The sequence below is a fragment of the Corynebacterium casei LMG S-19264 genome, assembly GCF_000550785.1.
Lineage (GTDB): Bacteria > Actinomycetota > Actinomycetes > Mycobacteriales > Mycobacteriaceae > Corynebacterium > Corynebacterium casei.
In genome coordinates this window covers 312013-337224 of record NZ_CP004350.1, presented here as the reverse complement: position 1 = coordinate 337224, position 25212 = coordinate 312013, and the positions used below count along the sequence as shown (strand labels likewise).

The window sequence follows — 25212 nt, the reverse complement described above, 5'->3', positions numbered from 1 at the left end:
AGGGCTTTAGGCTTTGAGCCTTTCCGCACGCAGCTCGCCGATGGCCGGAAGATCCAACGGCTCCAGCTCATCCATGCTCTGCCCGGTGGCTTTTGCCAACAGCAGGTCCGCGAGCTGCGGGTTACGCGCCAAGCAAGGTCCGTGCATGTAGGTGGCGATAACGCTGCCTTGCACTGCACCTTCGCCGCGGCGCTGGTCTTTGCCGTCATGCAAGTCAGCGGTGGCGGACTCATCTGAGTTGCCGATACCGCGGGTGACCGTGCCCAATGGCTGCGCTGATGGGCCGAGGATGGTTGCGCCCAAGTGGTTTTCAAAACCGGTGAGTGGTTCGGTCAGCCCCTCAGTGAAACCGGCACCGGTTGGGGTGGACGTGACTTCGCCGATGGCGCGGTTGGCTAGGGGAGTCGTGGTGGCATCAATAAGCCCTAAGCCATCAACCACCCGCCCCGAGGCGCGGAAGGACTCACCAAGGACCTGCAGACCAGCACAGACCGCAAAGATTGGACGCCCGGCTTGTGCTGCGCGGGACAGGCCGGTGTGCTTGAGCAGGTGCTCAGCCGCCAAAATCTGCGCAGTGTCCTCGCCGCCACCAACGGTGTAAAGGTCCATGTTTTCTGGGATTGCCTCACCCAGATTGATGGGGTGAAATTCTGCCCTCCAGCCGCGCATGCGGGCGCGTTGGCGCAGGACCAGCGCGTTGCCGTCATCGCCATAAGTGCCCAGAACGTCGGGCAAGACAAGACCAATGTTGAGCTCAATAGTCATTAGGACTCCTTTTCCTGGCGCTCGAGGGCCTTTTTCAAATCGCGGAACGCGGTGTAATTGGCAAGGACTTCCACGCGCCCCGGCGGGCAGGAATCAATTGCTTGAACCGGGTCGGGGATAAGTTCATGTGTGATGTCGGCATAAACCAAGCGCACGGCGAGGTCAGTGCCGCGCTCACCGGCAGCTTTGACCGCGAGGTCTTCAAAGTCTTCAAATTTCACGTCCCATAGCCAGGACATGTCCACGCCGTCGGCGACCTGGCCGTTGGTGGCAATGACTAGGCCATCGGCGCTGCGGTCAATCATGGACAATGCTTCTTGCCAACCCGCTGGGTTCTTGGCCAAAAGCAGGCGAATCTCATGATTGCCACGGTGGATGGTGGAGTAGCGCCCGGCCACATCAGCAACTTGTTCAGCTGCCGCAATGGCGTCATCGAGGTTGACCTCGAATGCTTCCACTGCCGCGGATACTGCTTGGGTGGCATTGCCACGGTTCGCGCGGCCCGGCAAGGAAAGATTCAGTTCCTTTTCACCGGTTGGGGTGACCATGCCGTTGTCATCGACTGCCCAGATTGGCGTGGGGCGGCGGAACTCGCGGCCATCGGCAAGCTTTTTCACCGCGTACCAGTCATCACTGGTGCGCACGATATGCCCGCCGGTGCGTGGGCAACTGACCGAATCTCCGAACCAGCCAGCACCCGCGGATACCCAAATGACATTCTCCGCGTCATAAGCCACCGAGGTCATCAGCACATCATCGCAGTTAGCGATGACCAACATGTCCGGATTGTCTTCCACCGCACCGCGCAGCGCACGCTCAATCTTGTTGATTTCACCCACGCGGTCGAGCTGGTCACGCGAAAGGTTCAGCAGCACCAGCGCCTGAGTATTTATGGACTTAGCCACGTGCGGAACGTGCAGCTCATCTACTTCCAGCACGATGTGGGAGGCATCTGCCCCGGCCATCAGCGCTGAGACAATGCCAGCATCCATGTTGTCACCACCATCGTTGGTAGCAACTTGGTATTTGGTGCGCATGGCTGCCGCCAGCATGCGCGTGGTGGTGGATTTACCGTTGGTGCCGGTCACCAGGACTGCGGGACGCTCGCCCGCTAACTGCGCCATGATGTTGGGATCGATTGCGCGTGCAACCAGTCCACCAATCATGCCGCCGGCGCCGCGGCCGGTCGCACGGGATGCGAATGTGGCTAAACGTGCTGCAGTCACTGCGGCATTAGCGCGTAACTTATTTACTTGTCGCGGCAGTTGAAAACTCATGGTTCTAGGCTAGTCGGAATCACAGCCGCAACGTTATATTGCAGCGCTCGCGCCGAGAGGGAATCTGCCCCGATGCAAAAATTTCACACAATCAGCGGCCACGAGCAGACCAAGTACTCCAAGAACTAGTTGTCGGAAGAGCCTTTGCTTGCCGATGCATTTCCATCCTGGCCACGGTTGTCCTGATTGCGCGGCCTGTTCCGGTTACGTCCACCGCGCCCACCACGACGACGCCTACGGTTGCTGGACTTGCCACCGCCCTGGTTACCGCCGCCAGCATTTGCGCCGCCTTGGTTCTGACCAGGCTTGGGCTGCTGGGATGAGTTGTTAGAACCTTGGTTAGAGCCCTGCTTAGACCCCTGGTTGGAACCTTGGTCGGACCCTTGCGGTTTGTTGCTCTGCTGCTGGCCTAGGCCTTGGCCCTGGCTCTGGCTCTGGCTCTGGCTTTGATTCTGGTTCTGCCCCTGGTTATTGGGGTTGGAACCGCGACGGCGACGGCGCCTGTGCGTGGATTTACGCTGTGGACGGTTGTTGCCTTCGACGTCAGTGTTATCGCTATTGCCGCCGGCGTTGCCGGAGTTGGCAGGCTTTCCAGAATTGTTGCTGCGGCGCGGTGCGGAACTGGAATTCGGGTTGCGGCGCTGCGGACGCGGGGCAGTGGTGGGCTTTTCTTCCACGACTGGCTCAGGACCGGCTTCTTGGATGCGTTCTAGGGCGGCCAAGAATGCTTCATCGCTCATGAGCGGGATGTCCTTGCGGTCCGCGTGCATGGCCTTGCCCACGAGGTCAGTGGTGATATTGCAGACCACCACAGACGTCTCACGGGACAGCTTTTCCGTGTAGTTCATTTCCTCGCGCATGGCGGCTTCAATGATGATGTCCGGGTCCATCGCGATTTCAGGTGCCACAACAAACTCCATACCGCGCACCAGCTCACGGCCCGGGGTGTACTGCCCCGGGTTGTGGTGCATGCGTGGTGCTTCCATAGCATCGACACGAATATGTGAGCGTTGCAGCCCGAACTTATCGGCGCGCAGCTCACTTGGCTCCAAGCACACTACCTCGCCGCGCTGCGACTGCTGCTTGTACAGCTGCCATAGTAGGGAAGTCTCTTCACGTGCGGTGTCCTCCGCCGGGCGCTGCGCACGCTCCGCATTCGCGGTTGGCGGTGTGGTTGGAATACCGCTGGAGATAGCAACGGCAGCTAAACGAACATCTTGCAGCATCACCTCATGCCGGCGCGCGGTTGCCAAGGTGTCAATAATGTCCTTGGGTCGCGGGATGTGCCCGACCTTGATGCGACGTGAGCGGTTGCGATTATTACGGTTGCGGGAACGGTTCTGACGCGCCGCAGCGGTCATCGCACGGCGTGCTTCAGAGACCAAGAAACCCCATGTCACCGTGGCATCATGCACGATGAGCGTGCGGCCATCAACCACGCGGTCCACGCGCTTGAGAGCCTTGGAAAAAGGAATGCCCGCAGCAACTTCCTCATGGGTTAGACCATGCTGGTGCTTTGGCCCCGGATCAGAATCCGGGCTAAAGACAATATGGGTGGCCTCACCGATTTCACCTTCGGCGTTGTAGGTGACGGCATCAAAAGAAATTAATCGCGACGTCGACGGGTGAATGCCCGAAGCACCCAAGGTCACTGAGACAAACGGGAACTTGGCTACTGCCTCACGGCGAGCAAGTTCAGCCTCGCTGGGCTGGCGCTGACGGCGCTGCTCTTGGCCCTCATTGTGATCAGAAGGCTGTGCCGACTGCTGTTCCTCATCGGGTTTGTTCTCGTTGGGTTTCACTTCACCGGGCTTTACTTCACCAGGCTTATCGCCCGAAGGCTTGGCCGCTGGCCACGAGCCCGGAATCGGACGGGATTCTGGAGTCTTCTCAGGATTCTCGGCGGCCTTGCGGGCGGAAGCAGCACGGCGCGACCTGGTGACCGTGTGGCGGCCAGGTCGCTGTTCATCGTGCGTGCTAGTCATCGGCATAATTGTAGTTCACACCTCAAACTTCATAGTGTTCGGCCACGCTTTGGGTCGAAACTTCGAAGCTCTAGGGTCAAAGGCTAAAACCGCGGCTGGTTTATGCCACGGTTTTAGCCTTGAAAGGTGTTAATTGACTCGGTGCTTATTAGCTCAGAGCGCGGTTGACTGCGGAGGTCATGGCGCGCAGGGATGCACGGGTGGTGGAGCCGGCGATACCGACGCCCCACATCTTCATGCCGTTGACATCAGCGCCGATGTAACAAGCGGCTTCTGCATCATCACCGGCAGAACGTGCGTGCTGGCTGTACTCCAGAACCTCGAAGTCGATCTCCAGCTTCTCCAATGCATTCGCATAAGCCGCAATAGGGCCGTTGCCGGTGCCGGAAATCTGAGTTTCCTTGCCGTTGTAAATAACGGTGGCAGCTACAGTTGCGTCCTTGTCATCGCTGTCCGCGTTATCGATCTCAAACGCAGTTACTTCCAGCGGGGTGGTGCGCTCCAGATATTCCTGGTTGAACACATCCCACATCTGCTTGGAGTTGACCTCGCCGCCCTCAGCATCCGTGATGGCCTGAACAACGGAAGAGAACTCTGGCTGCATCGCGCGTGGCATCTTGATACCATGATCGGTCTTCATGATGTAGGTGACGCCGCCCTTGCCGGACTGGGAGTTCACGCGGATAACAGCCTCGTAGTCGCGGCCGATATCCTTTGGATCGATGGGCAGGTAAGGAACCTCCCAGGTGGTTTCACGCAGCTCTTCGTAGGTGACATCGGTGTTGGTGGCACCTGGGCGAACGGAATCCGCCAGCGCGTCCATGCCCTTGTTGATGGCGTCCTGGTGGGAACCAGAGAACGCGGTGAAGACCAAGTCGCCGCCGTATGGGTGGCGCTCAGGAACACGCAGCTGGTTGCAGTACTCCACGGTGGAACGGATGCCGGCGATGTCCGTGAAATCAATCTGTGGATCCACGCCCTGGGTCATCATGTTCAGACCCAAAGTCACCAGGTCAACGTTGCCGGTACGCTCACCGTTGCCGAACAGGCAGCCTTCAATGCGGTCAGCACCGGCCAGGTAACCCAGCTCTGCTGCAGCAACGCCTTCACCACGGTCATTGTGTGGGTGCAGCGACATGATGATGGAATCACGCTTTGCAAAGTTGCGGTGCATCCACTCGATGGAGTCTGCGTAGACATTCGGGGTGATCATTTCTACCGTCGATGGCAGGTTGATTATCATTGGGTTTTCTGGCGTAGCTTCCATGATGTCCACCACGGCGTTGCACACGTCGACGGCGAAATCCAGCTCGGTGCCGGTGAAGGACTCTGGGGAGTACTCCCAGCGCCAATTGGTGTTTGGGTAATCCGCAGCGATGGTCTTTATCAGCTCAGCGGCATCTGTTGCCAACTGCTTGATAGCTGACTTGTCCTTTCGGAAGACCACGCGTCGCTGCAGCTTAGAGGTGGAATTGTAGAAGTGAACAATAACGTTTTTTGCGCCTTCACAAGCCTCAAAAGTACGGCGAATCAGATGCTCACGCGCCTGCACCAAAACCTGGATGGTGACATCTTCTGGAATCAGGTCCCGCTCAATGATTTCACGCACGAAGTCAAAGTCAGTCTGGGAGGCAGATGGGAAACCGACCTCAATCTCCTTGAAGCCCATCTTGACCAGCAGTTCAAACATGCGGTGCTTACGCGCCGGTGACATTGGGTCAATCAGTGCCTGGTTGCCGTCGCGCAGGTCAACTGCACACCACTGTGGTGCAACTTCAATCTTCTTATCTGGCCAGGTGCGATCCGGCAGAGTGATGTCTTCAACTTCTTGGGCGAAAGTCAGGTAGCGGTCTACCGGCATGGAAGAAGCGCGCTGCTTGTTCCATGCTGGTTGTCCTTCGCGGCGAGGGCCAGATGGAGTGGTGATTTCGCGCGGAGCAGAAATGAATGAGTCTTTAGGAGACATGGGGGATAAATTCCTTCTTTGTAAGAGCCAGATGTTGGTGACGTGTGTGTTCGTTTTATTTATCCGGGTCTAGTGCCCGAGTCCCATCTTAATGGGGCAACATCTGAAATATTCCGGGTCGTACGACCGGCAGAACAAACTCCGCGACGGGGCGCCGGTCGTACTTAAGACGACTACTGGAACCCGCCGCGGCAAAGAAGGAGTTGCCGTGCCCGGTAAGTCATGCGCACAATCCTAGCGCATGCTGTGACTTCCGGCATAGGGGTCAGGTGTTGTTACCCCCTGTGCGTGCACGTGCGACATCTCATATTGTGAGAAAACTGTTTCGTGTACTGGTTAAAGTTTGTGCTGATTACTGCCACGGCCCCGGGGTGAGATTGGAAGCTAAGGGGGCAAGCTACGATTTAGCACTATGAGTCAACGGCCGACCCCGACTGAGACGAACACAGGCGAAGCGCCAAGTATCAACGATGCGCCGGAAATTACTCCCGAGCCCGCAACCGGTGCTGTGCCCGCGCAATCACCGCGCAGCCTGGTGCAGAAGCTAGGCCTGGATAAATGGCCGGGCTTTCGCATCACGGGGGCATCGGCAAGCAAAAATGCTCTGGGGCCAGGACTAACTGGCTGGCTGTTGGCCATTGCCATTGTGTTTGTTGGAACCCTGCTGCGCATTGGCATGCTGGCACTATTGGCAACAGTCAATGAAGACAACGTGTGGGGCCTGCTGAACAAGTGGGACGCCGCGCACTATGTTGGCATTGCCGGCGAAGGCTATTTCGCTGGCACCATCGGTGAAGATCCGGCTGAGGAAATCCGCTTGGCATTCTTCCCGGCTTTTCCCATGATTATGCGCTTGATTCACCTGGTGACTGGCCTGGATTATGCTCTCGCCGGAATCTTGTTCAACTTTATAGCCACCGTATTCTTAGCCGCCGGGGTCATGGCGCTGGTGGCGCGCTGGGGTTATAGTCGCGCCGGGCAATGTGCTGCGGCGATTGTGGCAACCACAGCGCCCATGTCGATTGTGTTCAATATGCCTTATACCGAAGCACTCTTCGGTGCGTTGGCGGTGTGGGTACTGGTTGCTTTGGTGGATAAACGCTGGTGGATGGCCTGCGGTGTAATTTTTGCCTTGGCGTTTGTGCGCATTACCGCAATCGCATTGGTTGCTGTATTCGCCGTCATGGTTTTTCTTTATGCGCGCAAGTCCATCAAAGCATGGGTGGCCGTGATCATCTCGCCACTGCCGCTGATCGGATATATCTGGTGGGCTTCGACGCAGCTTGAGCACGTCGGCGGTTATTTTGGCACCCAAGAAAAGCACTGGAATACCGGCTTCGATTTTGGTTTGGCGACTGGTAAATGGATCCTGCAAACCCTAACCTCGACCGAAAATGCTGGCTATTTGCTCACCACCATGGTGATTATTGGTGTGCCTTTCGCACTGATTCTGGCCTGGCGTCGCGTGGATGTGGGAACCTGGCTGTTCTCACTCGCCCTGGCCGCCAATGTCTTGTTGTCAGATGGCGTCATGCATTCTCGCCCGCGGCTGATGCTGCCCGCTGCCTTGCTGTTTATCCCTTGGGCATGGGGCGCGCTCAAACACCTGCCGCACTGGGTCGCCTGGATTCTAGTTACCTGCTGGGGCCTTTTCGGCACCTGGTTTTCGGCGCACATGCTCGCCGTATTCCCCTGGGCAATCTAGTGAGAATGCCCTAGCCGTCCTGCTTCGGTTGTGCGTGCATCATGCGGTTCGGAAGAAACTTTGACCCGCGGCCGGGTACTCATCGGCTTTTGGGAAAGCACGATGGTGGCAAAAACCATGGTGGCAACCGCGAAGGCCATAACCGTCCAACCGAAGAACGTGTGAACCTGGAATTGTTCGCTCAAAACGGTGTAGCCCAAGGTGAATGCGATGAGCGGCTCAATGATTTTCATGGCCGGCAATGAATGTTTAAGCGGTCCGGCGTGGAATGAATATTGTTGCAAAACCGTGCCGCTGCCGGCGGCGATGACCAGGGTGTAGAAAGGCCAGGAGGTCAAAAGTCCGTTGATACCAGATTCCATGAGGGTGTCCACCACGGCTTTGGAAAGTACAGCAACGAAGCCGTACAAAATGCCGCAGACCACGCCGAGCAGCAAAGCGCGTTGCGTGCGGATGCGTTGAGCAAGGACGCTGAAAAACACCATGGCGGCAAGCCCGAGCGCGAAGGACGGAAGCCAGCGTTCCAGCGGCGGGGAAGTAACGCCGCCGGTGGGGCGACCAAAGACCAAAATAACGCCCACAGAAATGGTGAGCAGGCTGCACCAAATGAGCTCTTCTGAAGACATACGTCGGCCCTGATACCAGGCGGCCAGCGGCAACGTAAACATTAAAGACAGCACCAATATGGGCTGGACAATTAATAAGGTGCCAAAACCAAGCGCGATAAATTGCAGCCCATAGGCGATAACGGCGCTGGCCGTGCCAATCCACCACAGTGGGCTGGCCATGGCAGTGCGCATGACCGAGCGGTCGGCGTTTTCGGCAATTCTTTGCCGAACCACGGTGCCCCATGCAATAACAAGTGCCGATGCCAGGGCAAATGCGATTGCGATGAGGTTTGAAAGCACGCCCTATACCGTAGTGAAAAACCCGTCATGGAGGAAATGGAGAGACAAGATTACAGAACTTCAGGTTTCGACAGTGCTTGGCCCAGTGCTTGACGATGCCTCCTTGAAGCAAAAACCATTTCAGTCAATGGAATATTGATCCCAAAAATGCGGGTGTGGACTATGGAGAAAGACGCTAAACCTGTACGATAGGAATTTGACTACTAAGTGATAGAAATTGAGCAGTTGTTCGACGTCACCGCCTATATTCCATAATTCACCTCACCAAACTGGTGCGGTGAATGAAAAGAAGTCGGTGGCGGCGGCCGAAACAACGTAAAATTTCCACTGGCAAATAAAAGGACAAGGCGAAAGGCGGCAACACGACGTGGCCCTCATCGTTCAAAAGTACGGAGGCTCCTCCCTGGAGTCAGCCGAACGCATTCGCGCAGTGGCAGAGCGAATTGTAGCGACGAAAAAAGCAGGCAATGACGTGGTTGTTGTCTGCTCCGCCATGGGTGACACTACCGATGAACTGCTGGACCTTGCAGCCCAGGTCAACCCAGTTCCGCCGCAGCGCGAAATGGACATGCTGTTAACCGCCGGTGAGCGTATTTCTAACGCGCTCGTGGCCATGGCAGTGGAATCCTTGGGCGCTACGGCACAGTCTTTCACTGGTTCCCAGGCAGGCGTGCTCACCACTGAGCGCCACGGCAATGCCCGCATTGTTGATGTCACCCCGGGGCGTTTGCAAGAAGCACTGGAAAAGGGCCGCATTTGTATTGTGGCTGGTTTCCAGGGCGTTAATAAGGACACCCGCGATGTCACCACCTTGGGTCGCGGTGGCTCCGACACCACAGCGGTTGCACTTGCCGCAGCGTTGAACGCTGATGTGTGTGAGATTTACTCAGACGTTGATGGTGTCTACACCGCTGACCCACGCATTGTTCCTAACGCGCAGAAGCTGGAGAAGCTCTCCTTTGAGGAGATGCTGGAGCTGGCAGCGGTTGGTTCCAAGATTCTGGTCCTGCGCAGCGTGGAATACGCGCGTGCCTTTAATGTTCCACTTCGAGTTCGTTCGTCATACAGCAATGATGCCGGCACGCTGATTGCCGGTTCAATGGAGGATATTCCCATGGAAGAAGCAGTACTTACTGGTGTAGCAACTGACAAGTCCGAAGCCAAGGTCACCGTCTTGGGCATTCCTGACCAGCCTGGTGAGGCCGCAAAGGTCTTCCGTGCGGTCGCAGACGCTGAGATCAACATTGACATGGTGTTGCAGAACGTTTCTTCTTTGGAAGACGGCAAGACTGACATCACGTTCACCTGCCCACGCACCGATGGCCCACGTGCCATGGAGATTTTGTCCAAGATGAAGGAAGAATTCTCCTGGGGCAATGTTTTATACGATGACCAGGTGGGCAAGGTTTCCTTGGTTGGTGCTGGTATGAAGTCGCACCCAGGCGTGACCGCTGATTTCACTGAGGCACTGCGTGATGTGAATGTGAACATTGAGCTGATTTCGACTTCTGAAATCCGCATTTCTGTCCTCGTACGCGAGGCAGACCTTGACCGTTCCGCACGCGCACTGCACGAGAAGTTCCAGCTCGGCGGCGAAGAAGAAGCAGCCGTCTACGCAGGCACCGGCCGATAGGCTCTAGATTTCCGCGCAAGCCTTGTGGAAGGCTTGGCGCACACACAAAAGATTTTAAAAGACAGGGTAGATAAATCATGACCACTTTGGCAGTAGTTGGTGCCACCGGGCAGGTTGGCCAAGTTATGCGCGATATTTTGGAAGAGCGTAACTTCCCAGCTGACAAGGTTCGCTTTTTCGCATCACCTCGTTCCGCTGGTACTGAGCTGGAATTCCGTGGTGACAAGATTGTTGTTGAAGACCTCTCGCAGGTAACCGAGGAATCCGTCGCTGACGTTGATATTGCGCTGTTCTCCGCGGGGGGTTCCACTTCCAAGCAGTGGGCGCCCGTCTTCGCTGCCGCGGGTGCAACCGTGGTGGATAACTCTTCCGCTTACCGCAAGGATCCAGAGGTTCCTTTGGTGGTGGCTGAGGTCAACCCGCATGCGGCGCAGAACCCTTCCAAGGGCATTATCGCGAACCCAAACTGCACCACCATGGCTGCTATGCCAGTGCTGAAGGTGCTGTCGAACCTCGCTGGGCTTAACCGCCTGCACGTTTCTTCCTACCAGGCAGTTTCTGGTTCCGGCATCGCTGGTGTTGAGGCACTGGTTAAGCAGGTTGACCAGATCGGTGAGCACAACGTTGAGCTGGCGCGCACTGGCAGCGCACTGCAGGTTGAGGACACCGCTCCTTATGTTGCGCCAATCGCGTACAACGCGTTGCCAATGGCCGGCAACCTGGTGGATGACGGCTCCGGTGAAACCGATGAAGAGCAGAAGCTGCGCAACGAGTCCCGGAAAATCTTGGAGCTTCCTGAGCTGCGCGTTGCTGGTACCTGCGTGCGCGTGCCTGTCTTTTCCGGTCACACCATGACCATCCACGCTGAGTTTGATTCCGCAATTACCCCTGAGCAGGCCCTTGAAGCTCTCGGCACTGCTGCCGGCGTCAAGGTAGTTGACGTCCCAACCCCACTCGACGCCACCGGAATTGATGAGGTTTTGGTTGGCCGTATCCGCCAGGACCAGTCCGCCGATGACAACAAGGGCCTTGTCCTAGTTGTTGCCGGTGACAACCTACGCAAGGGTGCAGCACTAAACACCATCCAGATTGCTGAGCTGCTGGTCTAAAACCACAGCCTTGCCGGGAACGGAATTCCGAGAAAGCTCGGCAGGCTTCTAATACAAAAATCCACCTGGAACGCTTCTCATAACGAGAGCGAATACAGGTGGATTTTTGCGTTGTGTCTTCGTAGAAGCTTGCGCTTGTGCCGAACTAGCCAACTAGTCGGCACACAGTCATGCAGGCGAGCAAGCTAGCTCTTTTGCGTAGCGTTTGAGTCTTCTGGGCCGCCGAAATCAAGATCGGCATCCGGAGTAGTGGTTGGTGCGGCCGCTGTATCGATTGTAGTGTCTGGATTGCCAACCGGCGCGTTAGCAGGAGTTGCGTTGCTGCCTGCTGTTGTTTCAGTGTTAGCGCCATCTGCTGCTGAGGTCGTTGGCGCAGCTGAAGTTGTGTCTGGCTCGTCGATTGCGGGAATAACTGGCTTGGTGTGCTGAACATAGGTGACTGAAGGCGCTGGGTCTTCACGGTCGAAGTCTTCCAGCTCAGCATCGGATTCGAGCTCGTCGAGGACCTCATCAGAGACAACTTCGACGAATTCTGGAGTGGCCATGTTGGATTCATTGGCTAGCTTTGCCAGCTCACGCTCGTTCTTCTTGTTAAAGCGCTTGCGTGGGTCCAACTTGCGCGCAACCAGCTTGCGGGCGCGCATGCGGCGGTCCGTTTCGGTCTTGACCTTGTCGCGGTTCTTAAACCATGCAAAGGACATCACAGCAATCATCAAAATACCGATGTAGCCCAAGATTGGGTAGACGTTGGCAACCAAGGGCTGGAAGCCGACGAAAGAGAGAGCAAAGCCGATGAGACAAGCAATTACGTAAACGGGGTAGAACAGGTGTGGCTTATCGCGGGTCAAACGCTTCGCCATGGCGTAGAACATGCCCACCGCGGTGTTGAAGATCATGCCGAAGATAGCGAAGGTCATGATGTAACCCAGTGCAGGGTTAATACCGTTGATGAGGGCAAGGGCTGGAAGGTCTGTCCCGTTAACCTCTGGTGCAACAAAGAACAGGGAAGAAACCAGCAGGGCCAGCAGCAGCAAGGTGGTCAGACCACCCAAGACGCCGCCCAGACCAACAGCACGGTTATCCAGTATATTGCCGCCGATAACAATCGCCATGGACACTGCACACATGATGTTCAAACCGGTGTAGTTCATGGCAGACAGCCACCAGTTAGGCAGCGGACCGTCAACGTTGTTGACCGCGTATTCGTGAGCCGCAGCAACGTCCAGGTCCGTGGTAAGCAAGGTGTAGCCTGTGACGCCAACGATCAGAATGATAATGACTGGCGTGATAGCGCCGATAACTGCGGTGACCTTGTCCACGTTCAACAGACCAGTCAGGAGCACCAGAATCAGCATAATGAGTGCACCCATGAAAATTGGGAGGCCATCGAATTGCTGCGCCAGGTTAGAACCAGCGCCGGCGAACATGACAAAGCCAATGCTGAACAAAGTAATAAGGGTGCCGATATCCAAAATCTTGGAAGTAATCGGTCCGGAGACGCGGTTATAAACCGCGGTGTGCTCATTCGCCTGGAAGTAAGAGCCAAGCTGCAAGACGGCAATACCCGTGATAGTGGTCAAGACGGCGGCGACGAGAACGCCCCACAAACCCATCTCGCCAAAGGAAACAAAGTACTGCATTGCTTCCTGGCCGGAAGCAAAACCGGCGCCCACAAGGACGCCAACAAACGCCATGGAAATCCCCACTGCGCGTTTAATCATGGGAAGACAACTCCAAATCGATTAATTTTTCTCGCGCAAAACGCAGGTACTCATTGCCAACAATGGCTATTTCCCACGTCGCGCGGTCGGCTGAATACCAACAAATCTCTGATGCAAAAATAACGGGCATCTCGCTAAAGAAGCCGTACAACACTTCAAACCTACTCGGGGTGGTGATCTATGTCTTCCGGAAAAGAAGTAAAGGGTTGCCACTTCTGAGAAGTCTTAGTGGTGATGTGCCAGCTAGTGGAGTAGAAACCAGGTAGTGTCAATGTTTCGTAACAATTGGCTGGTGCTGGGAAATAGCAGCCGTTAACTAGGAGCCTTCGATGAGGTCTTTGCGTGCGCGGGAGACACGGGAGCGGATCGTGCCCACGCGAACGCCGGCAATCTTTGCGGCTTCCTCATAGGTGTAGCCAAGAACTTGGGTAAGAATTAGCGCTTCGCGGCGGTCTTCCGGCAGGGCATCGATCAGCGCGCGAGCATCGATCCACTCGGCCCACGCGGAGGAGTTTTCAGGGGAGGCTGACTGGGCGGTGGCATCTTCATATTCGGTGGCGGATTTCCGTGGGCGGGCCATGTCGTGGCGGATGTTGTCCACCCACACGCGACGCGCGAGGGATAGCAGCCAGGTGCGTGCCGATGACCGCGCGGCAAAGCGGGGGAGCGCACCAATCACACGCAGGTAAGTCTCTTGCGTGAGGTCATCGGCTATTTCGGGTCCGCCCAAGTGCGCAAGCAGGCGCCACACATCATCTTGGGTGGCGCGGATGAATTCCGTGAGTGCGCTCCGATCGCCGCGACCGGCTTGCAAGGCAAGCTCAGTAACGCGCGCATCATCACGCCCATGGTTGGAATTCACCTCTATGAATCTACCAGCCACATAGGGGGTCATCCGTATGGTGGTAATCCTGTCAAAAGTTGGAGATGAATCCGCGTTGAAAACGCGCTCAACTGGGGCGATATGGAGATCTTTTCAATTGCCCCGGAGAATATTGGGTAAAACGTATAAATCTTCGATTATTGTTTGCCGAAGTTTATAAACGGGGTTAGAATAGGAAGCACCCCATGACAATCAACCCGACGACTTAGGAGCACAAATGTCTGCTGCTGATGAAGTACTGAACAAGGGCGAGCGTGTCGCTGGCCAGGGCAATTCAACTAGCCCATCTGGTCAGCCTGTCCCATCCGAGAACACCTCGATCACCGCTGGTCCACAGGGCCCAAACGTCCTCAATGACATCCACCTGATTGAAAAGCTGGCTCACTTCAACCGTGAGCGCGTCCCAGAGCGTACCCCTCACGCAAAGGGCCACGGCGCATTCGGCGAACTGCACATCACCGAAGATGTTTCTGAGTTCACCAAGGCAAAGCTGTTCCAGAAGGACACCGTCACCCCAATGATGGTCCGTTTCTCCACCGTTGCTGGTGAGCAGGGCTCCCCTGATACCTGGCGTGACGTTCACGGTTTCGCACTCCGCTTCTACACCGAAGACGGCAACTACGACATCGTGGGTAACAACACCCCAACCTTCTTCTTGCGCGACGGCATGAAGTTCCCAGATTTCATCCACTCCCAGAAGCGTCTTGGCAATAACGGTCTGCGTAGCGCTGATATGCAGTGGGATTTCTGGACCCGTACTCCTGAGTCCGCTCACCAGGTCACCTACTTGATGGGTGACCGCGGTACCCCTAAGACCTCCCGTCACCAGGACGGCTTCGGCTCCCACACCTTCCAGTGGATCAACGAAGAGGGCAAGCCAGTCTGGATCAAGTACCACTTCAAGACCCGTCAGGGCTGGGAGACCTTCACCGATGCTGAGGCAGCGGAGATGGCTGGTAAGAATGCTGACTACCACCGTGAGGATCTGCACAACGCGATTGAGCAGGGTGACTACCCAATCTGGGACGTTAAGGTCCAGATCATGCCTTTCGAGGATGCAGAGAACTACCGCTGGAACCCATTCGATCTGACCAAGACTTGGTCCCAGAAGGATTACCCACTGGTTGATGTGGGCTACTTCGTTCTGAACCGCAACCCACGCAACTTCTTCGCTCAGATTGAGCAGGTTGCTCTGGATCCTTCTAACCTGGTTCCTGGCGTTGGCCTTTCCCCAGACCGCATGCTTCAGGCTCGCACCTTCGCATACGCTGACCAGCAGCGTTACCGCATTGGTGCGAACTACAAGCAGCTGCCTGTAAACCAGCCACTGAACGCTGACAAGGTCAACACCTACGAGCACGAGGGTTCCATGGCCTTCCTGTTCAACAACGAGAATGACCCTGTGTACAGCCCTAACCGCTATGGCAAGGGCGCTGGCTACCTGGATGACGGTGAGACCTCGGCTCAGCCTAACGGCCAGGCTTCTGACCTGTACGTCAACCCAGATCCACACGGCACCGACTTGGTTCGTGCTCCTTACGTGAAGCACCAGGATGATGATGACTTCATGCAGGCTGGCATCCTGTACCGCGAGGTATATGATGACGGTGAGAAGGAGCGTCTGGTAGACAACATCACCAACGCAATGGCTGGCATCTCCGAGCAGGTTGAGCAGCAGGTCTATGAGTACTGGACCAATGTTGACGAAGAGCTCGGCGCTCGCGTTCGCGAAGTTTACGCAACCAAGAAGTAATCGCACCCTCGGTGCGCCTTGCCCATTAAGGCGCTGGTGGTAGATAAGTTTTCTTCTATGACTTCTCGTACCACCCGCGCTCTATGGTCGTTGCTTTTGACCGTGCCCATTATTGTGGGCGCGGTTTTCGCGTTTTCTACTTCTTGGGAGCCGTCCCAGGCGTGGTCGAGCGGGGAGGATGCTACGGGGGCTCCGGCTGATCAGGTCACGGCGGAAGACATTGTGAATGCTCGTCGCGCGGCGGGTGAGGCGCAGTCGCAGGCTGGTTTCTTGGTCACGGGAGCAGAACAGCTTGCAGATGGCACCTCTGAGCTCCGCGAAGGCGCCGACCAATTGGGACCTGGTGTGGATCAGCTTGTTGATGGCGCGCAGGAACTGACCAACGGAATGACGCAGTTGCAGGCTGGTACGGGGCAACTGGGCGATGGCGCGACAGAGTTGGCCAATGCCGTAGATACTGCGGTCAACCAGGTGGTTGGCCTAGGCGCGGTTCAGGGCCAGCTGCTAGAGGCAGTGGATGCGGCGGAAAAGGATCTGGAGGGCGTCGATACAGATGACGCGAAAGAGATTCGTTCTGCAATCGGGGATTTGAAGAAGCAACTAGAAAACTTTGATGTCGGTGAAGAAATCACCGGACCACTCACGGAGCTGCAAGATGGTTCCCGTGAGCTGGCTAATCAGCTGGAAGTGCCGGGATATGCGTATCACGATGGTGTTTACTCAGCGACTGAGGGAAGCAAGCAGTTGCTGGCTGGGCTGCAGGAGCTGCAATCGGGTACCGGGGATCTGACTGGCGGTTCGCAAGAGCTTGCCGATGGCGCTGATCGCGTCAAGACCATGGCCGACCTGAACAAGACCAAGGCGGATGCAGTGCAGCGTGCCTTACCAGCGGTGCAGGCGCCAGCAGCGGGCGAAGGTGCTGAGGAAGTTGACCCAGAACTTGCCGCGGCAGAAGGGGAGACCTCCGGCGCGTTGAGCCCTGTGGTTGCCATGCTGCTTGCAGCATTGGTGATGCTCGGCGGTGCGGCATTGGGCTGGGCCTGGATTAATCGTCTGGGCCGCCCGGTTATTACGTTGACCGTGGGCACGATTGGTCTGGTCGCGGCTGGCACGATGTTGCTGTGGTTGCTTGGTGGATCTATCTCGCCGCTGGGCCTAGTCGTTGGCGCCGTCATGATGACTTTGGCATCACTGGCTTCAACCGTGATGACCCGCGCGGTGTTCGCGCGCATGGGGGCCACACCGGGACTGATTGCAACGGCTGTGGCCGGCATTGTGCAGGTGGGCCTGGTGGGCTACGTCTGGAAGACGGCCACCACCGGTGAGGTGGGCACCATCTGGCAAGTGCTCGCGGACCTGACGCCGTTGAACTGGGCGACCACTGGTCTGATTTCTGCCGGCAATGAAGGCAGCGCCACCATGTTGTGGACGTCCGCGATTGTGTTGGCTGCCATCGTTATCATTGGCTTTGTAGTTGCGGTGATCACCCGCAAGCCACAGCAGGTATTTGAAGAACCAGCTGATCCAAGCGACGGGCAGGCCCGCGAAGTAGAACCAGTGCCTGCACCCTAATTCTTAGGGAGCCTTGATCTGCTCCGGGGCCTCATAAAACTCGTCAGGGATTGGCACCTGAGTTGGCCCCTGCGCCCGGAACTGTTGCAGTACCGGGCGCCAATTCTTTGGGTTGGTGTCATACTGCTCAATCTCACCGGTCTCGCGGTTGACCAAAGTCGGCCCGATGGAGTTGTCCGGGCGGCTCGCGCTAAAGAGCCAGTGAGTCTCGGTTTCCGCCGCACCTGCGAGAGGTCCGCGGTGCTGAAAGACTTTTTCTGCTGCTTCATTAAAGGTAATCATCCCTGTCCACCTTAGTATGCGCGCCGTTGGTGGCTTGGCTAAATCTGTGGAAAAGCTTTGGAATGTTTGCAATTGAATAATAGGTGCCTGTGAAGGGTGCAATAGGTTGGACTTGGCAATTTCGACGGTGCTACTGTGGGCAGTGCTCACGTAGTCCGCTTAGGGGGCGGACTAACGGTTTCTCCAATCCGTTGTGAGTGATAGGGAATAGGGCGGCGCCGCAGCTGTAGGGATGCGGCGCCGTTTCCCAGTTTTCATCCAAAGCTAGCTTCAGGCTAGAGACATATCTCAAGCGCATGCTTCAATAATTGCATATGCGCTATTATTGGAGCACAAAAATGAATGAAGCTTTAGAAATAGCTGCAGATCTTGCGTCTCAGCAATGGGGTCTTGTTACGTCTGCTCAGGCCAGGTCGCTGGGCGTCGCGGCATTTCAAATGAGCCGGCTCGTGGACAGAGGAGCCTTTGTGCGTATTAGGTCAAGTCCACCCGAGTGGTGTTTCTGCCTTTCGTTGAAACAAGCAGTGTGATGGTGTCAGGGACCGGCACGTGCTTGGTGCTGTGACTGGTTCATGCGACCTCCTTGGTGGTGTCGGCGTCGATGATGTTGGCGGTGATCATCGCCTTGGTTTGCTCCAGACTGGTCAGTGACATGTAGCGGTTTTGCTGAATCCAATCATCATGTTGTTCTGCCAACACAGCACCCACGAGTCTGACTACTGCATCACGATTCGGGAAGATTCCAACAACATCTGTGCGCCGTCGGATCTCCCGGGTCAACCGCTCGGTGGGGTTATTCGACCAGACTTTCTTCCACACTGATTTCGGCGCGTGGGTAAACGCCAAGAGCTCATCTAAAGCTTCTTCTAGGTAACTGGCGACGTGTGGGAACTTATCCTCACAAAACGCCACGACCTCGCGGGCTTGCGTCCAGACTGATTGTGCATCTGGCTGTTGGAATATCGTATGAAACATCGCCGATAGCGTCGGCCACTGTGTCTTTGGCACCATCGCAGATAGGTTCTTAGCGAAATGGGTTCGGCACCGCTGCCATGACGCGTTCGGTAAGACATCACTAATCGCATGCTGGATACCTAGATGCGCGTCACTGGTAACGAGATAGACCTCATCCAAGCCGCGGGCTTTAAGATCCCTAAAGAACCCAGTCCACGACGCCACAGACTCAGATGTAGCAACCTGCATACCCAATAGTTCCAGGTCACCCTCGGCATTAACTCCGGTGGCCAACAGAACAGAGGTTTTAACAACGCGTCCGCCTTCACGGACTTTTATCGTCAACGCATCACATGAGACATACAAGTATGGACCGGTATCTAGTGGCCTGGTGCGAAAATCTTCGACCATTAAATCAAGATCTTTCGCCATCTCAGAGACCTGGGACTTCGACAGGTTATTGATTCCCAAACTGGCGACAAGATCGTTCATCCTGCGAGTGGATACGCCCTTCAAGTAGCAGGGGCCTGACCCCCGGAAAGTAGACACAGGGATTTAATCAAGAAGCACGTTTGAGTGTAGCTTCATTGTGCCGCTCAAACACGTTTGGTGCGAGGTGATTACACCACGAGTGCCTTCGCATCGTGTTGTACCTGGTGCACCACCGGAACACCTCCCTCCGACACACCAGCTGGTTAGTGAATGTTTTAGAATCTTGCAGCACTTCACGCTTCATTGAGGCGTTAAACGATTCAGCTAAGGCGTTATCTGCGCTGGTTCCAATTGCTCCCATCGACTGTTTCACCCCAAGTAGCGTGCATGTCTGCTGGAATGCTTGCGAGGTATAAACACTGCCGTGATCCGAGTGAAATATTGCCCCTTTAAGGCTGCCTCGCTGGCCTTTGGCAGCTGTGAGGGCATCTTGAACCAAGCTAGTGCGCATGTGATCCGCAATCGCGAAACCGATTAGCCTGCGTGAATAGCAGTCAATCACGGTAGCCAGGTACATATTTGCCCCACCGTCAATCGGCAAATACGTAATGTCACCGACATAGAGCTGATTTGGCTTGTCGGCAGTGAACTTCCGTCCGACTAGGTCCGGAAACACTGGTTTTTTCTTATCCGAAACAGTCGTGGTGACTTTGCGTTTTTTCGTGAACCCAAACAATTTCATTGACCTCATCACCCGTGCGACCCGTTTATGGTTGACAGGTCTATCTTTTGGATTGTCGTTGAGTTCTGCCGTGACGCGTTTGGCGCCGTAGCAGCCCTTTTCTGCGGCGAACACGGCCTTGACTTTCGCGCCGAGGATAGCATCGCTAAACAAGCGTTTCTTGCGCTTGGCTGCACTAGATTTCCATTTGTAATACGAGGAACGATTCAACGTCAGAACTTCACATAACCGCTTAACCGGGTAGGTTTTTCGCGCGTCGTCAACGAACCGGAAGCGGATCACCAATTCGTCTCTTCCGCGAAATATTTAGCAGCCTTTTGCAAAATATCGCGCTCTTCTTGCAAGCGTTTAACTTGGCGTTCAAGCTGCCGGATCCGCTCGGTGTCGGTGACCGAGGCCGACGAGGAAGAATCCGGGGTAATGATCGTGGTGCGCGCGGCCGTCCCGTACCTTTTGACCCAGTTATGCAAGGTAGCGCGGTTGATCCCGAGATCAGTGGCAATAGTGGTCAATGAAGCACCCGAGGAATTCTCATAGAGTGCGACAGCATCACGCTTGAACTCTTCGGTATAGGTCTTGCTTGGCATAGTGAGGAGATTACCTTTCAGTCCCACGTTGATGGGATATTAGGTGTCTACCAAACAGGGGTCAGTGCCGAGAGTTTTTGGCGGATTCGTGGGCGGCTTTAAAACGATATCTACCTCGTGGTTGCAGTTTCACGGAACACGCAATGCATGTCGAAGATCTCGAACCCGATCCAGAATCAAACGGCCGATGGACAGTACATGGTGAGCACTTCGATGAGGTGCTGTTAGCTACAGGTCATGCTGCGCACGGGCCTGGTGCGTTAACTCACCACGATGTCCCTGAAAACGTACGCCTTATTTCTTCTCCATACCCGGCCAGCAACCTGGACGATATCGGGCCACACGACCGTGTTCTTGTACGGGGAGCCGCGCTAACCTTTATCGACATCACGCGCGTATGCCAACCGGCAGTCTTTATTCCCATCACCCGCACAGGCCAACTAATGTCTTCTAAGCCTGATACTAGCGGGATTGATCTCAGTGACATCTTGGACGCTGGAGCCCAGAAGATATCATGCGTCAAAGATCTATCTGAGCTTCAAGCGGTCCTTCATGATGTCTCGTACCAGGTGCAACAGCGCGCCGGCATAGAAAATGATGCTTGGGGCTTAGGAGTTGCTTGGCGCGATATGTATCCCAGCATTGTGGAACGCGCTTCTTACGGAGGCCGCGATAGTTTGAACGGGTTCGCGGAGTTAGCCCGCGAAATGGAACGCGTCGCTTTTGGCCCGCCACCCGAAAGTGCAATGCACCTTCAGACCCTCATCGAACAGGGAACGGTGGATATCTCCCACCTTGACCGCGGTAACGAACCGCTGACAGACCTCGTCAAAGAGCTGGACATCACGGTAGTTATTGACGCTGTAATATCACCACCTGGTGTTATTCCCGGAACCATAATTGGCCGCTTGGTTGAGCAAGGCCACGCTCATATCCGTCCTGGCACAAGAGGTTTAGATGTATCTCGTGACGGCTCGGTCATCGGTCAAAAACATTTAGCTGCGGTAGGTCGGATGACTGAAGATGTCGTGCTAGGAAATGATACTTTGTCACGAACCCTGCATGACGTTATCCCTCGTTGGGCACAGCGGGTTATAAACAGTGCATGTTCCGCCACCCACCATGCTCACGGCATCCCACCTCTGACTGCTCGCATCGAGTCATGGGCAGAAGAACTCGTGTCAGATCCTTCCACGTGCCGGGGCTTACTTGAGAAGTTCGGCAGTCCCGTCAACGTATTACATGCGGGCTCGCTTCCAAACAATATTGATGAGCTAGTTAATGCAGGCAAGAAGATGGGTGTGGATACCCGAATCTTTTTTGCCCGCAAGGCCAATAAGGCATTAACTTTCGTTGACACCGTACGCGATGCAGGACATGGTGTTGACGTGGCTAGTGAGCGTGAGCTGGCGCAAGTGCTCGACCGAGGAGTACTAGGCGAGCGAATCATTTTATCAGCAGCTATTAAACCGGATCGCCTACTTGAACTAGCAATTTCCCAAGGCGTTGTTATCTCTGCAGACTCACGCGATGAACTTGATCGGATCGCGGACCTAGCCGCCGGCCGAGTTGCGCGGGTAGCTCCCCGTGTAGCTCCCGATCCCTTGTCCATGCCGCTAACGCGTTTTGGTCAACGAGCAGCTCAGTGGGCAGAACATCTCAATACGCCAATCCCTGGCATCGACATTGTCGGGTTGCATGTTCACCTTCATGGCTACGCAGCAAAAGACCGTTCCATTGCCCTTCGTGAGTGTTGCAATCTCATCGATTCTCTCCGTAGCTCGGGTCATTTACCCCAATTCATAGATCTCGGAGGTGGCGTGCCTATGAGCTATATCGACTCCTCTGAACAATGGGCTCGCTACCACGATGCGCGCAATGCCGTATTAGATGGCTATGCCGATCCTTTCACATGGAAAGCTGACCCACTGTCCAACACCTACCCTTTCCACCAGTCACCAGTTCGCGGAGCATGGCTTGAGGACGTACTTGCTGACGGTGTTGCGCAGATGCTCATCGATCGCGGGCTGCGCCTGCACTTGGAGCCCGGCCGGAGTTTGCTTGATGGGTGTGGCCTCATTCTGACGGAAGTGGCCTTTGTTAAGACTCGCAGTGACGGACTGCCATTGGTTGGTGTGGCAATGAACCGTACACAATGCCGCACGACATCCGATGATTTTCTAATTGACCCACTGCATGTCACTGATAGCGTGAATCAGACTGAAGGCGAAGAACTTGAAGCCTATTTAGTGGGCGCCTACTGCATCGAAGACGAGCTCATTTTACGCCGTCGTATTCGCTTCCCGCACGGCGTTAAGCCAGGTGATGTCATTGCTATCCCTAATACTGCCGGATACTTCATGCACATTCTAGAAAGTGCATCCCACCAGATCCCGTTAGCCGCCAATGTTGTGTGGCCACTAGGTGAAAAAGACGACATCGAAAATTCCCACTAATGTCCCTATGCTGGGTGCTGTCCAATGATTCGTTCGAGGAAAGAGGCACCGAAAATGCCAGAAGATCCACGTACGCTATACCCCACTGTTGACCCAGAAAAACAAACACAACCCGAACCAGGCCTTGACGTTGAACTGTCACCACAAGCAGACATTGGCCTTGATAATTACCAAGGTAGCGGCAGATTACGGGGCCGAAAGGCTTTGGTCACCGGCGGCGATTCCGGTATCGGCGCAGCCGTTGCCATTGCTTATGCACGCGAAGGCGCCGACGTAGCCATTGCTTATCTTCCAGAAGAACAACCTGATGCCGACCGTGTCATCAAAGCCATTGAAGATACCGGCCAAACAGCATTTGCATACCCAGGCGATTTCAAGGACGCGGAATACTGCCGCACGCTGGTGGAAAAAAGCGTCGAGGCTCTCGGCGGCCTAGACATCTTGGTCAATAATGCTTCACGCCAAGTATGGGCTGATGGCCTGACCAACATTGATGATGAAGATTTTGATCACACCATGCAGGTCAATCTGTACGGGACATTTCGCGTCACCAAGGCCGCTATCCCCCACCTGCAGCCTGGTTCTTCCATCATTTTCACATCCTCGATCCAGGCTTATGAACCTTCAGCCACCTTGTTGGACTACGCCATGACGAAGGCCGCTATGAACAACCTATCTAAAGGGCTGGCAGCGAGTCTCATCGAGCAAGGCATCCGCGTAAACTCCGTAGCACCGGGGCCATTTTGGACTCCGCTGCAGCCAAGTCATGGCCAGCCCCAGGAAAAGATTGAAGGTTTTGGCCAGCACGCACCAATCGGCAGAGCTGGCCATCCAGTCGAGTTAGCCGGCGCTTACGTCTTCCTAGCATCTGATGAAGCTAGCTACGTTGCCGGTGAAACCCTGGGTGTTACCGGAGGAACACCCACCCCTTAAGCGAAACAACTCTCATGAAGCTGCAACTACGCTGATTGAAAACCTATCCAGTACCGCTCTCGGCTTGATTCTCATCCGAGGGCGGTACTTGTTGGTTGTCTAGCTCTTCCACCACTGCTACGACTGTATCCTGCAGTTTCCAGTCCAATTCTTCAATCTGGTTTCGCAAATGGCCAGTTTCTTCCAGAGTAGGCACGTAATCAGATACTGGAACTACAAACATTTCCGTATGGAAGATGTGCCCCTGGTCGCGAATGCGCGCCCGGGCTTGCAAGACCCAACCCGTCTCGCGAGCGAGTTTCTCGGCGTCGTAGGTGAGCGGATGGAATGCCGAGTTATCATACCGGGTGGCACGAGCATCACTGAGTCCTGACACAGCTGCCTTGATATTGGTAATTCCGTCTTTCACGATAGACACTGAAATTACTAATGCGGCGATAGAGTCAGTCCACCAGAATCCGAGACCAATACCGAGCACGCCGACAATAGTGGCAGCCGCAGTACCCCAATCTGCCTTCGCCATATCAGCATCTGCGTAAAGCAACTTATCGTGCAGTTCTTTGGCCAGGCGAAGCTTCATTCGTCCGAGAATCACCATCGGGATAGCGGTGATAGCCATGATGGTAATCATCAGCCACCCCATCCAAATATCATGGCCAAAGAGGACTATCACTCCAATCGGAGGTTTTTCCTGCTTTATAAGGGCCGAAATTGACTCATAGACCAATAGACCGCCCATGATGAGCAGCGCCATCGCGGCGGCTTGATGGCCGATCGCAATAGCGCGGTGATAGCCATAAGGCTGTTTTCTATTGGCCGCTATCCGGATAATCCGCGAGGCAATAAGAAAGGCAACGGGAGGGACCAAAGAAAGCATATCTTCTACCCACGCGCTACGCATCGCCTGTGATTGCCCGGCAACAATTCCGACCAAAATGATAGTGACGCTGACAAAACCGATGGTGACCCACTCTAAACGCACAGCCTTGTGCATCGTGTCCTGCAGCTTCTCAGGAAGCCTGTCGTGCTTTGGTTTCCCTAGCTTATCCATCCTGAGCTTCATGAAATCTCACCAAACTCCTTCGCCAAATAACGCTCCAGTGCCACCAGCAGCTCATTTTCTCCAAGCCGGGTGCCCATCACCATGCTTTCCCCATCAACCTTCGTATACGGACGAGTAAACGCCATATGTGTTGACCACGGGGAAGTAGAGGTTAAACCGCCGATAGCAACATCTAGCTGGTCTTCTTTGATTTTGCCCGCCAGCACAGATTCGGGGGCGGCGTACCATTGAACGTCTGCACCAATACTTTCAGCGAACCCTTCAATGAGCTCTATTTCAGACCCTGAGTAGTCCCCGTTTTCTGAAACATCCGTCCACGGATGGTGCTCTGAAACTCCAACTACTAATTCCCCATCACGTGCACGATCCAGCGTGCCAATGGAATCAGCGGGGATAGTTTCGCAAGCAGAAAGCAGCAGTAAGCATGCTGCTAATGAAGCAGCCTTTCGCAGTGTGTTCCTGCCCATGACTTAGTCCTTCTGGTTT

At 55.4% G+C, this 25212-nt stretch carries 19 protein-coding genes and 1 pseudogene; 8 read left to right on the top strand and 12 right to left on the bottom strand.

What is annotated here, in order from left to right:
- Window positions 1-6: 6 nt before the first annotated feature.
- The 4 genes from CCASEI_RS01715 to leuA form a co-directional block, all read right to left on the bottom strand.
- Window positions 7-765 carry a type 1 glutamine amidotransferase gene (locus CCASEI_RS01715; protein WP_006821571.1) on the bottom strand — a complete coding sequence of 253 codons (759 nt, stop codon included), beginning with the start codon at window positions 763-765 and terminating at the stop codon, window positions 7-9.
- On the bottom strand, window positions 765-2042 hold the full coding sequence (locus tag CCASEI_RS01710) for a Mur ligase family protein (protein WP_006821570.1): 1278 nt from the start codon (window positions 2040-2042) through the stop codon (window positions 765-767). Before CCASEI_RS01710 ends, CCASEI_RS01715 begins: the two co-directional genes overlap by 1 nt.
- 125 nt (window positions 2043-2167) lie before the next feature.
- Complete coding sequence (locus CCASEI_RS01705) at window positions 2168-4027, bottom strand: hypothetical protein (protein ID WP_006821569.1); 1860 nt, start codon at window positions 4025-4027, stop codon at window positions 2168-2170.
- A gap of 148 nt (window positions 4028-4175) precedes the next feature.
- Window positions 4176-5993: a 2-isopropylmalate synthase gene (gene leuA, locus CCASEI_RS01700; protein ID WP_006821568.1), complete on the bottom strand. Its 1818-nt coding sequence runs from the start codon at window positions 5991-5993 to the stop codon at window positions 4176-4178.
- Between the two features lie 412 nt (window positions 5994-6405).
- Between leuA and CCASEI_RS01695 the strand changes: the two genes are divergently transcribed.
- Window positions 6406-7698 (top strand): glycosyltransferase family protein, encoded by a 1293-nt coding sequence (locus CCASEI_RS01695; protein WP_025386964.1) that lies wholly within the window; start codon window positions 6406-6408, stop codon window positions 7696-7698.
- On the opposite strand, the gene CCASEI_RS01690 is transcribed toward CCASEI_RS01695, so the two are convergent.
- Window positions 7695-8606 carry a DMT family transporter gene (locus CCASEI_RS01690; RefSeq protein WP_025386963.1) on the bottom strand — a complete coding sequence of 304 codons (912 nt, stop codon included), beginning with the start codon at window positions 8604-8606 and terminating at the stop codon, window positions 7695-7697. The genes CCASEI_RS01695 and CCASEI_RS01690 overlap by 4 nt on opposite strands.
- A 367-nt stretch (window positions 8607-8973) precedes the next feature.
- On the opposite strand from CCASEI_RS01690, the gene CCASEI_RS01685 reads away from it, so the two are divergent.
- Both CCASEI_RS01685 and CCASEI_RS01680 read left to right on the top strand, forming a co-directional pair.
- Window positions 8974-10239 carry an aspartate kinase gene (locus CCASEI_RS01685; RefSeq protein ID WP_006821565.1) on the top strand — a complete coding sequence of 422 codons (1266 nt, stop codon included), beginning with the start codon at window positions 8974-8976 and terminating at the stop codon, window positions 10237-10239.
- Window positions 10240-10316: 77 nt separating this feature from the next.
- The gene (locus tag CCASEI_RS01680; protein WP_006821564.1) at window positions 10317-11348 is read left to right on the top strand and encodes an aspartate-semialdehyde dehydrogenase; all 1032 of its coding nucleotides are present in this window, start codon (window positions 10317-10319) and stop codon (window positions 11346-11348) included.
- A gap of 185 nt (window positions 11349-11533) precedes the next feature.
- Here CCASEI_RS01680 and CCASEI_RS01675 read toward each other — a convergent pair whose 3' ends face one another.
- Both CCASEI_RS01675 and CCASEI_RS01670 read right to left on the bottom strand, forming a co-directional pair.
- Entirely contained in the window at window positions 11534-13069 is a 1536-nt protein-coding gene (locus CCASEI_RS01675; protein ID WP_025386962.1) for a membrane protein, read from the bottom strand.
- A gap of 316 nt (window positions 13070-13385) precedes the next feature.
- The gene (locus CCASEI_RS01670) at window positions 13386-13964 is read right to left on the bottom strand and encodes an RNA polymerase sigma factor (protein ID WP_050808056.1); all 579 of its coding nucleotides are present in this window, start codon (window positions 13962-13964) and stop codon (window positions 13386-13388) included.
- A gap of 205 nt (window positions 13965-14169) precedes the next feature.
- Here CCASEI_RS01670 and CCASEI_RS01665 point away from each other — a divergent pair, with 205 nt between their 5' ends.
- Complete coding sequence (locus tag CCASEI_RS01665; protein WP_006821561.1) at window positions 14170-15705, top strand: catalase; 1536 nt, start codon at window positions 14170-14172, stop codon at window positions 15703-15705.
- A gap of 57 nt (window positions 15706-15762) precedes the next feature.
- Entirely contained in the window at window positions 15763-17277 is a 1515-nt protein-coding gene (locus CCASEI_RS01660) for a YhgE/Pip domain-containing protein (protein ID WP_006821560.1), read from the top strand.
- Between the two features lie 3 nt (window positions 17278-17280).
- On the opposite strand, the gene CCASEI_RS01655 is transcribed toward CCASEI_RS01660, so the two are convergent.
- Window positions 17281-17559: a hypothetical protein gene (locus CCASEI_RS01655; RefSeq protein ID WP_006821559.1), complete on the bottom strand. Its 279-nt coding sequence runs from the start codon at window positions 17557-17559 to the stop codon at window positions 17281-17283.
- Between the two features lie 314 nt (window positions 17560-17873).
- Between CCASEI_RS01655 and CCASEI_RS15675 the strand changes: the two genes are divergently transcribed.
- A complete protein-coding gene (locus tag CCASEI_RS15675; protein WP_324766835.1) occupies window positions 17874-18089 on the top strand; it encodes a type IV toxin-antitoxin system AbiEi family antitoxin domain-containing protein in 216 nt (71 codons plus the stop codon).
- Window positions 18090-18129: 40 nt separating this feature from the next.
- Here the strand turns inward: CCASEI_RS15675 and CCASEI_RS01650 are convergent.
- Window positions 18130-19035: pseudogene (locus CCASEI_RS01650) on the bottom strand (IS256 family transposase); the annotation flags it as partial.
- A 37-nt stretch (window positions 19036-19072) separates the two neighbouring features.
- Window positions 19073-20274, bottom strand: a protein-coding gene (locus CCASEI_RS01645; RefSeq protein ID WP_404825269.1) for an IS3 family transposase whose coding sequence is annotated in 2 segments (ribosomal slippage) — window positions 19073-19980 and window positions 19980-20274 — 1203 coding nt in all. Because the reading frame shifts where the segments join, the coding sequence is not laid out codon by codon here.
- 143 nt (window positions 20275-20417) lie between these two features.
- On the opposite strand from CCASEI_RS01645, the gene CCASEI_RS15155 reads away from it, so the two are divergent.
- Both CCASEI_RS15155 and CCASEI_RS01630 read left to right on the top strand, forming a co-directional pair.
- Entirely contained in the window at window positions 20418-22730 is a 2313-nt protein-coding gene (locus CCASEI_RS15155; RefSeq protein ID WP_081748448.1) for a diaminopimelate decarboxylase, read from the top strand.
- 54 nt (window positions 22731-22784) lie between these two features.
- Window positions 22785-23663, top strand: coding sequence for an SDR family oxidoreductase (locus tag CCASEI_RS01630; protein WP_025386959.1), 879 nt, complete (start codon window positions 22785-22787; stop codon window positions 23661-23663).
- 43 nt (window positions 23664-23706) lie between these two features.
- Here the strand turns inward: CCASEI_RS01630 and CCASEI_RS01625 are convergent, their stop codons facing one another.
- Window positions 23707-24726, bottom strand: a complete 1020-nt coding sequence (locus tag CCASEI_RS01625) for a cation diffusion facilitator family transporter (protein WP_025386958.1) — start codon at window positions 24724-24726, stop codon at window positions 23707-23709.
- Complete coding sequence (locus CCASEI_RS01620; RefSeq protein ID WP_025386957.1) at window positions 24723-25193, bottom strand: transporter substrate-binding domain-containing protein; 471 nt, start codon at window positions 25191-25193, stop codon at window positions 24723-24725. The genes CCASEI_RS01625 and CCASEI_RS01620 overlap by 4 nt, the downstream gene beginning before the upstream one ends.
- Between the last annotated feature and the right edge of the window lie 19 nt (window positions 25194-25212).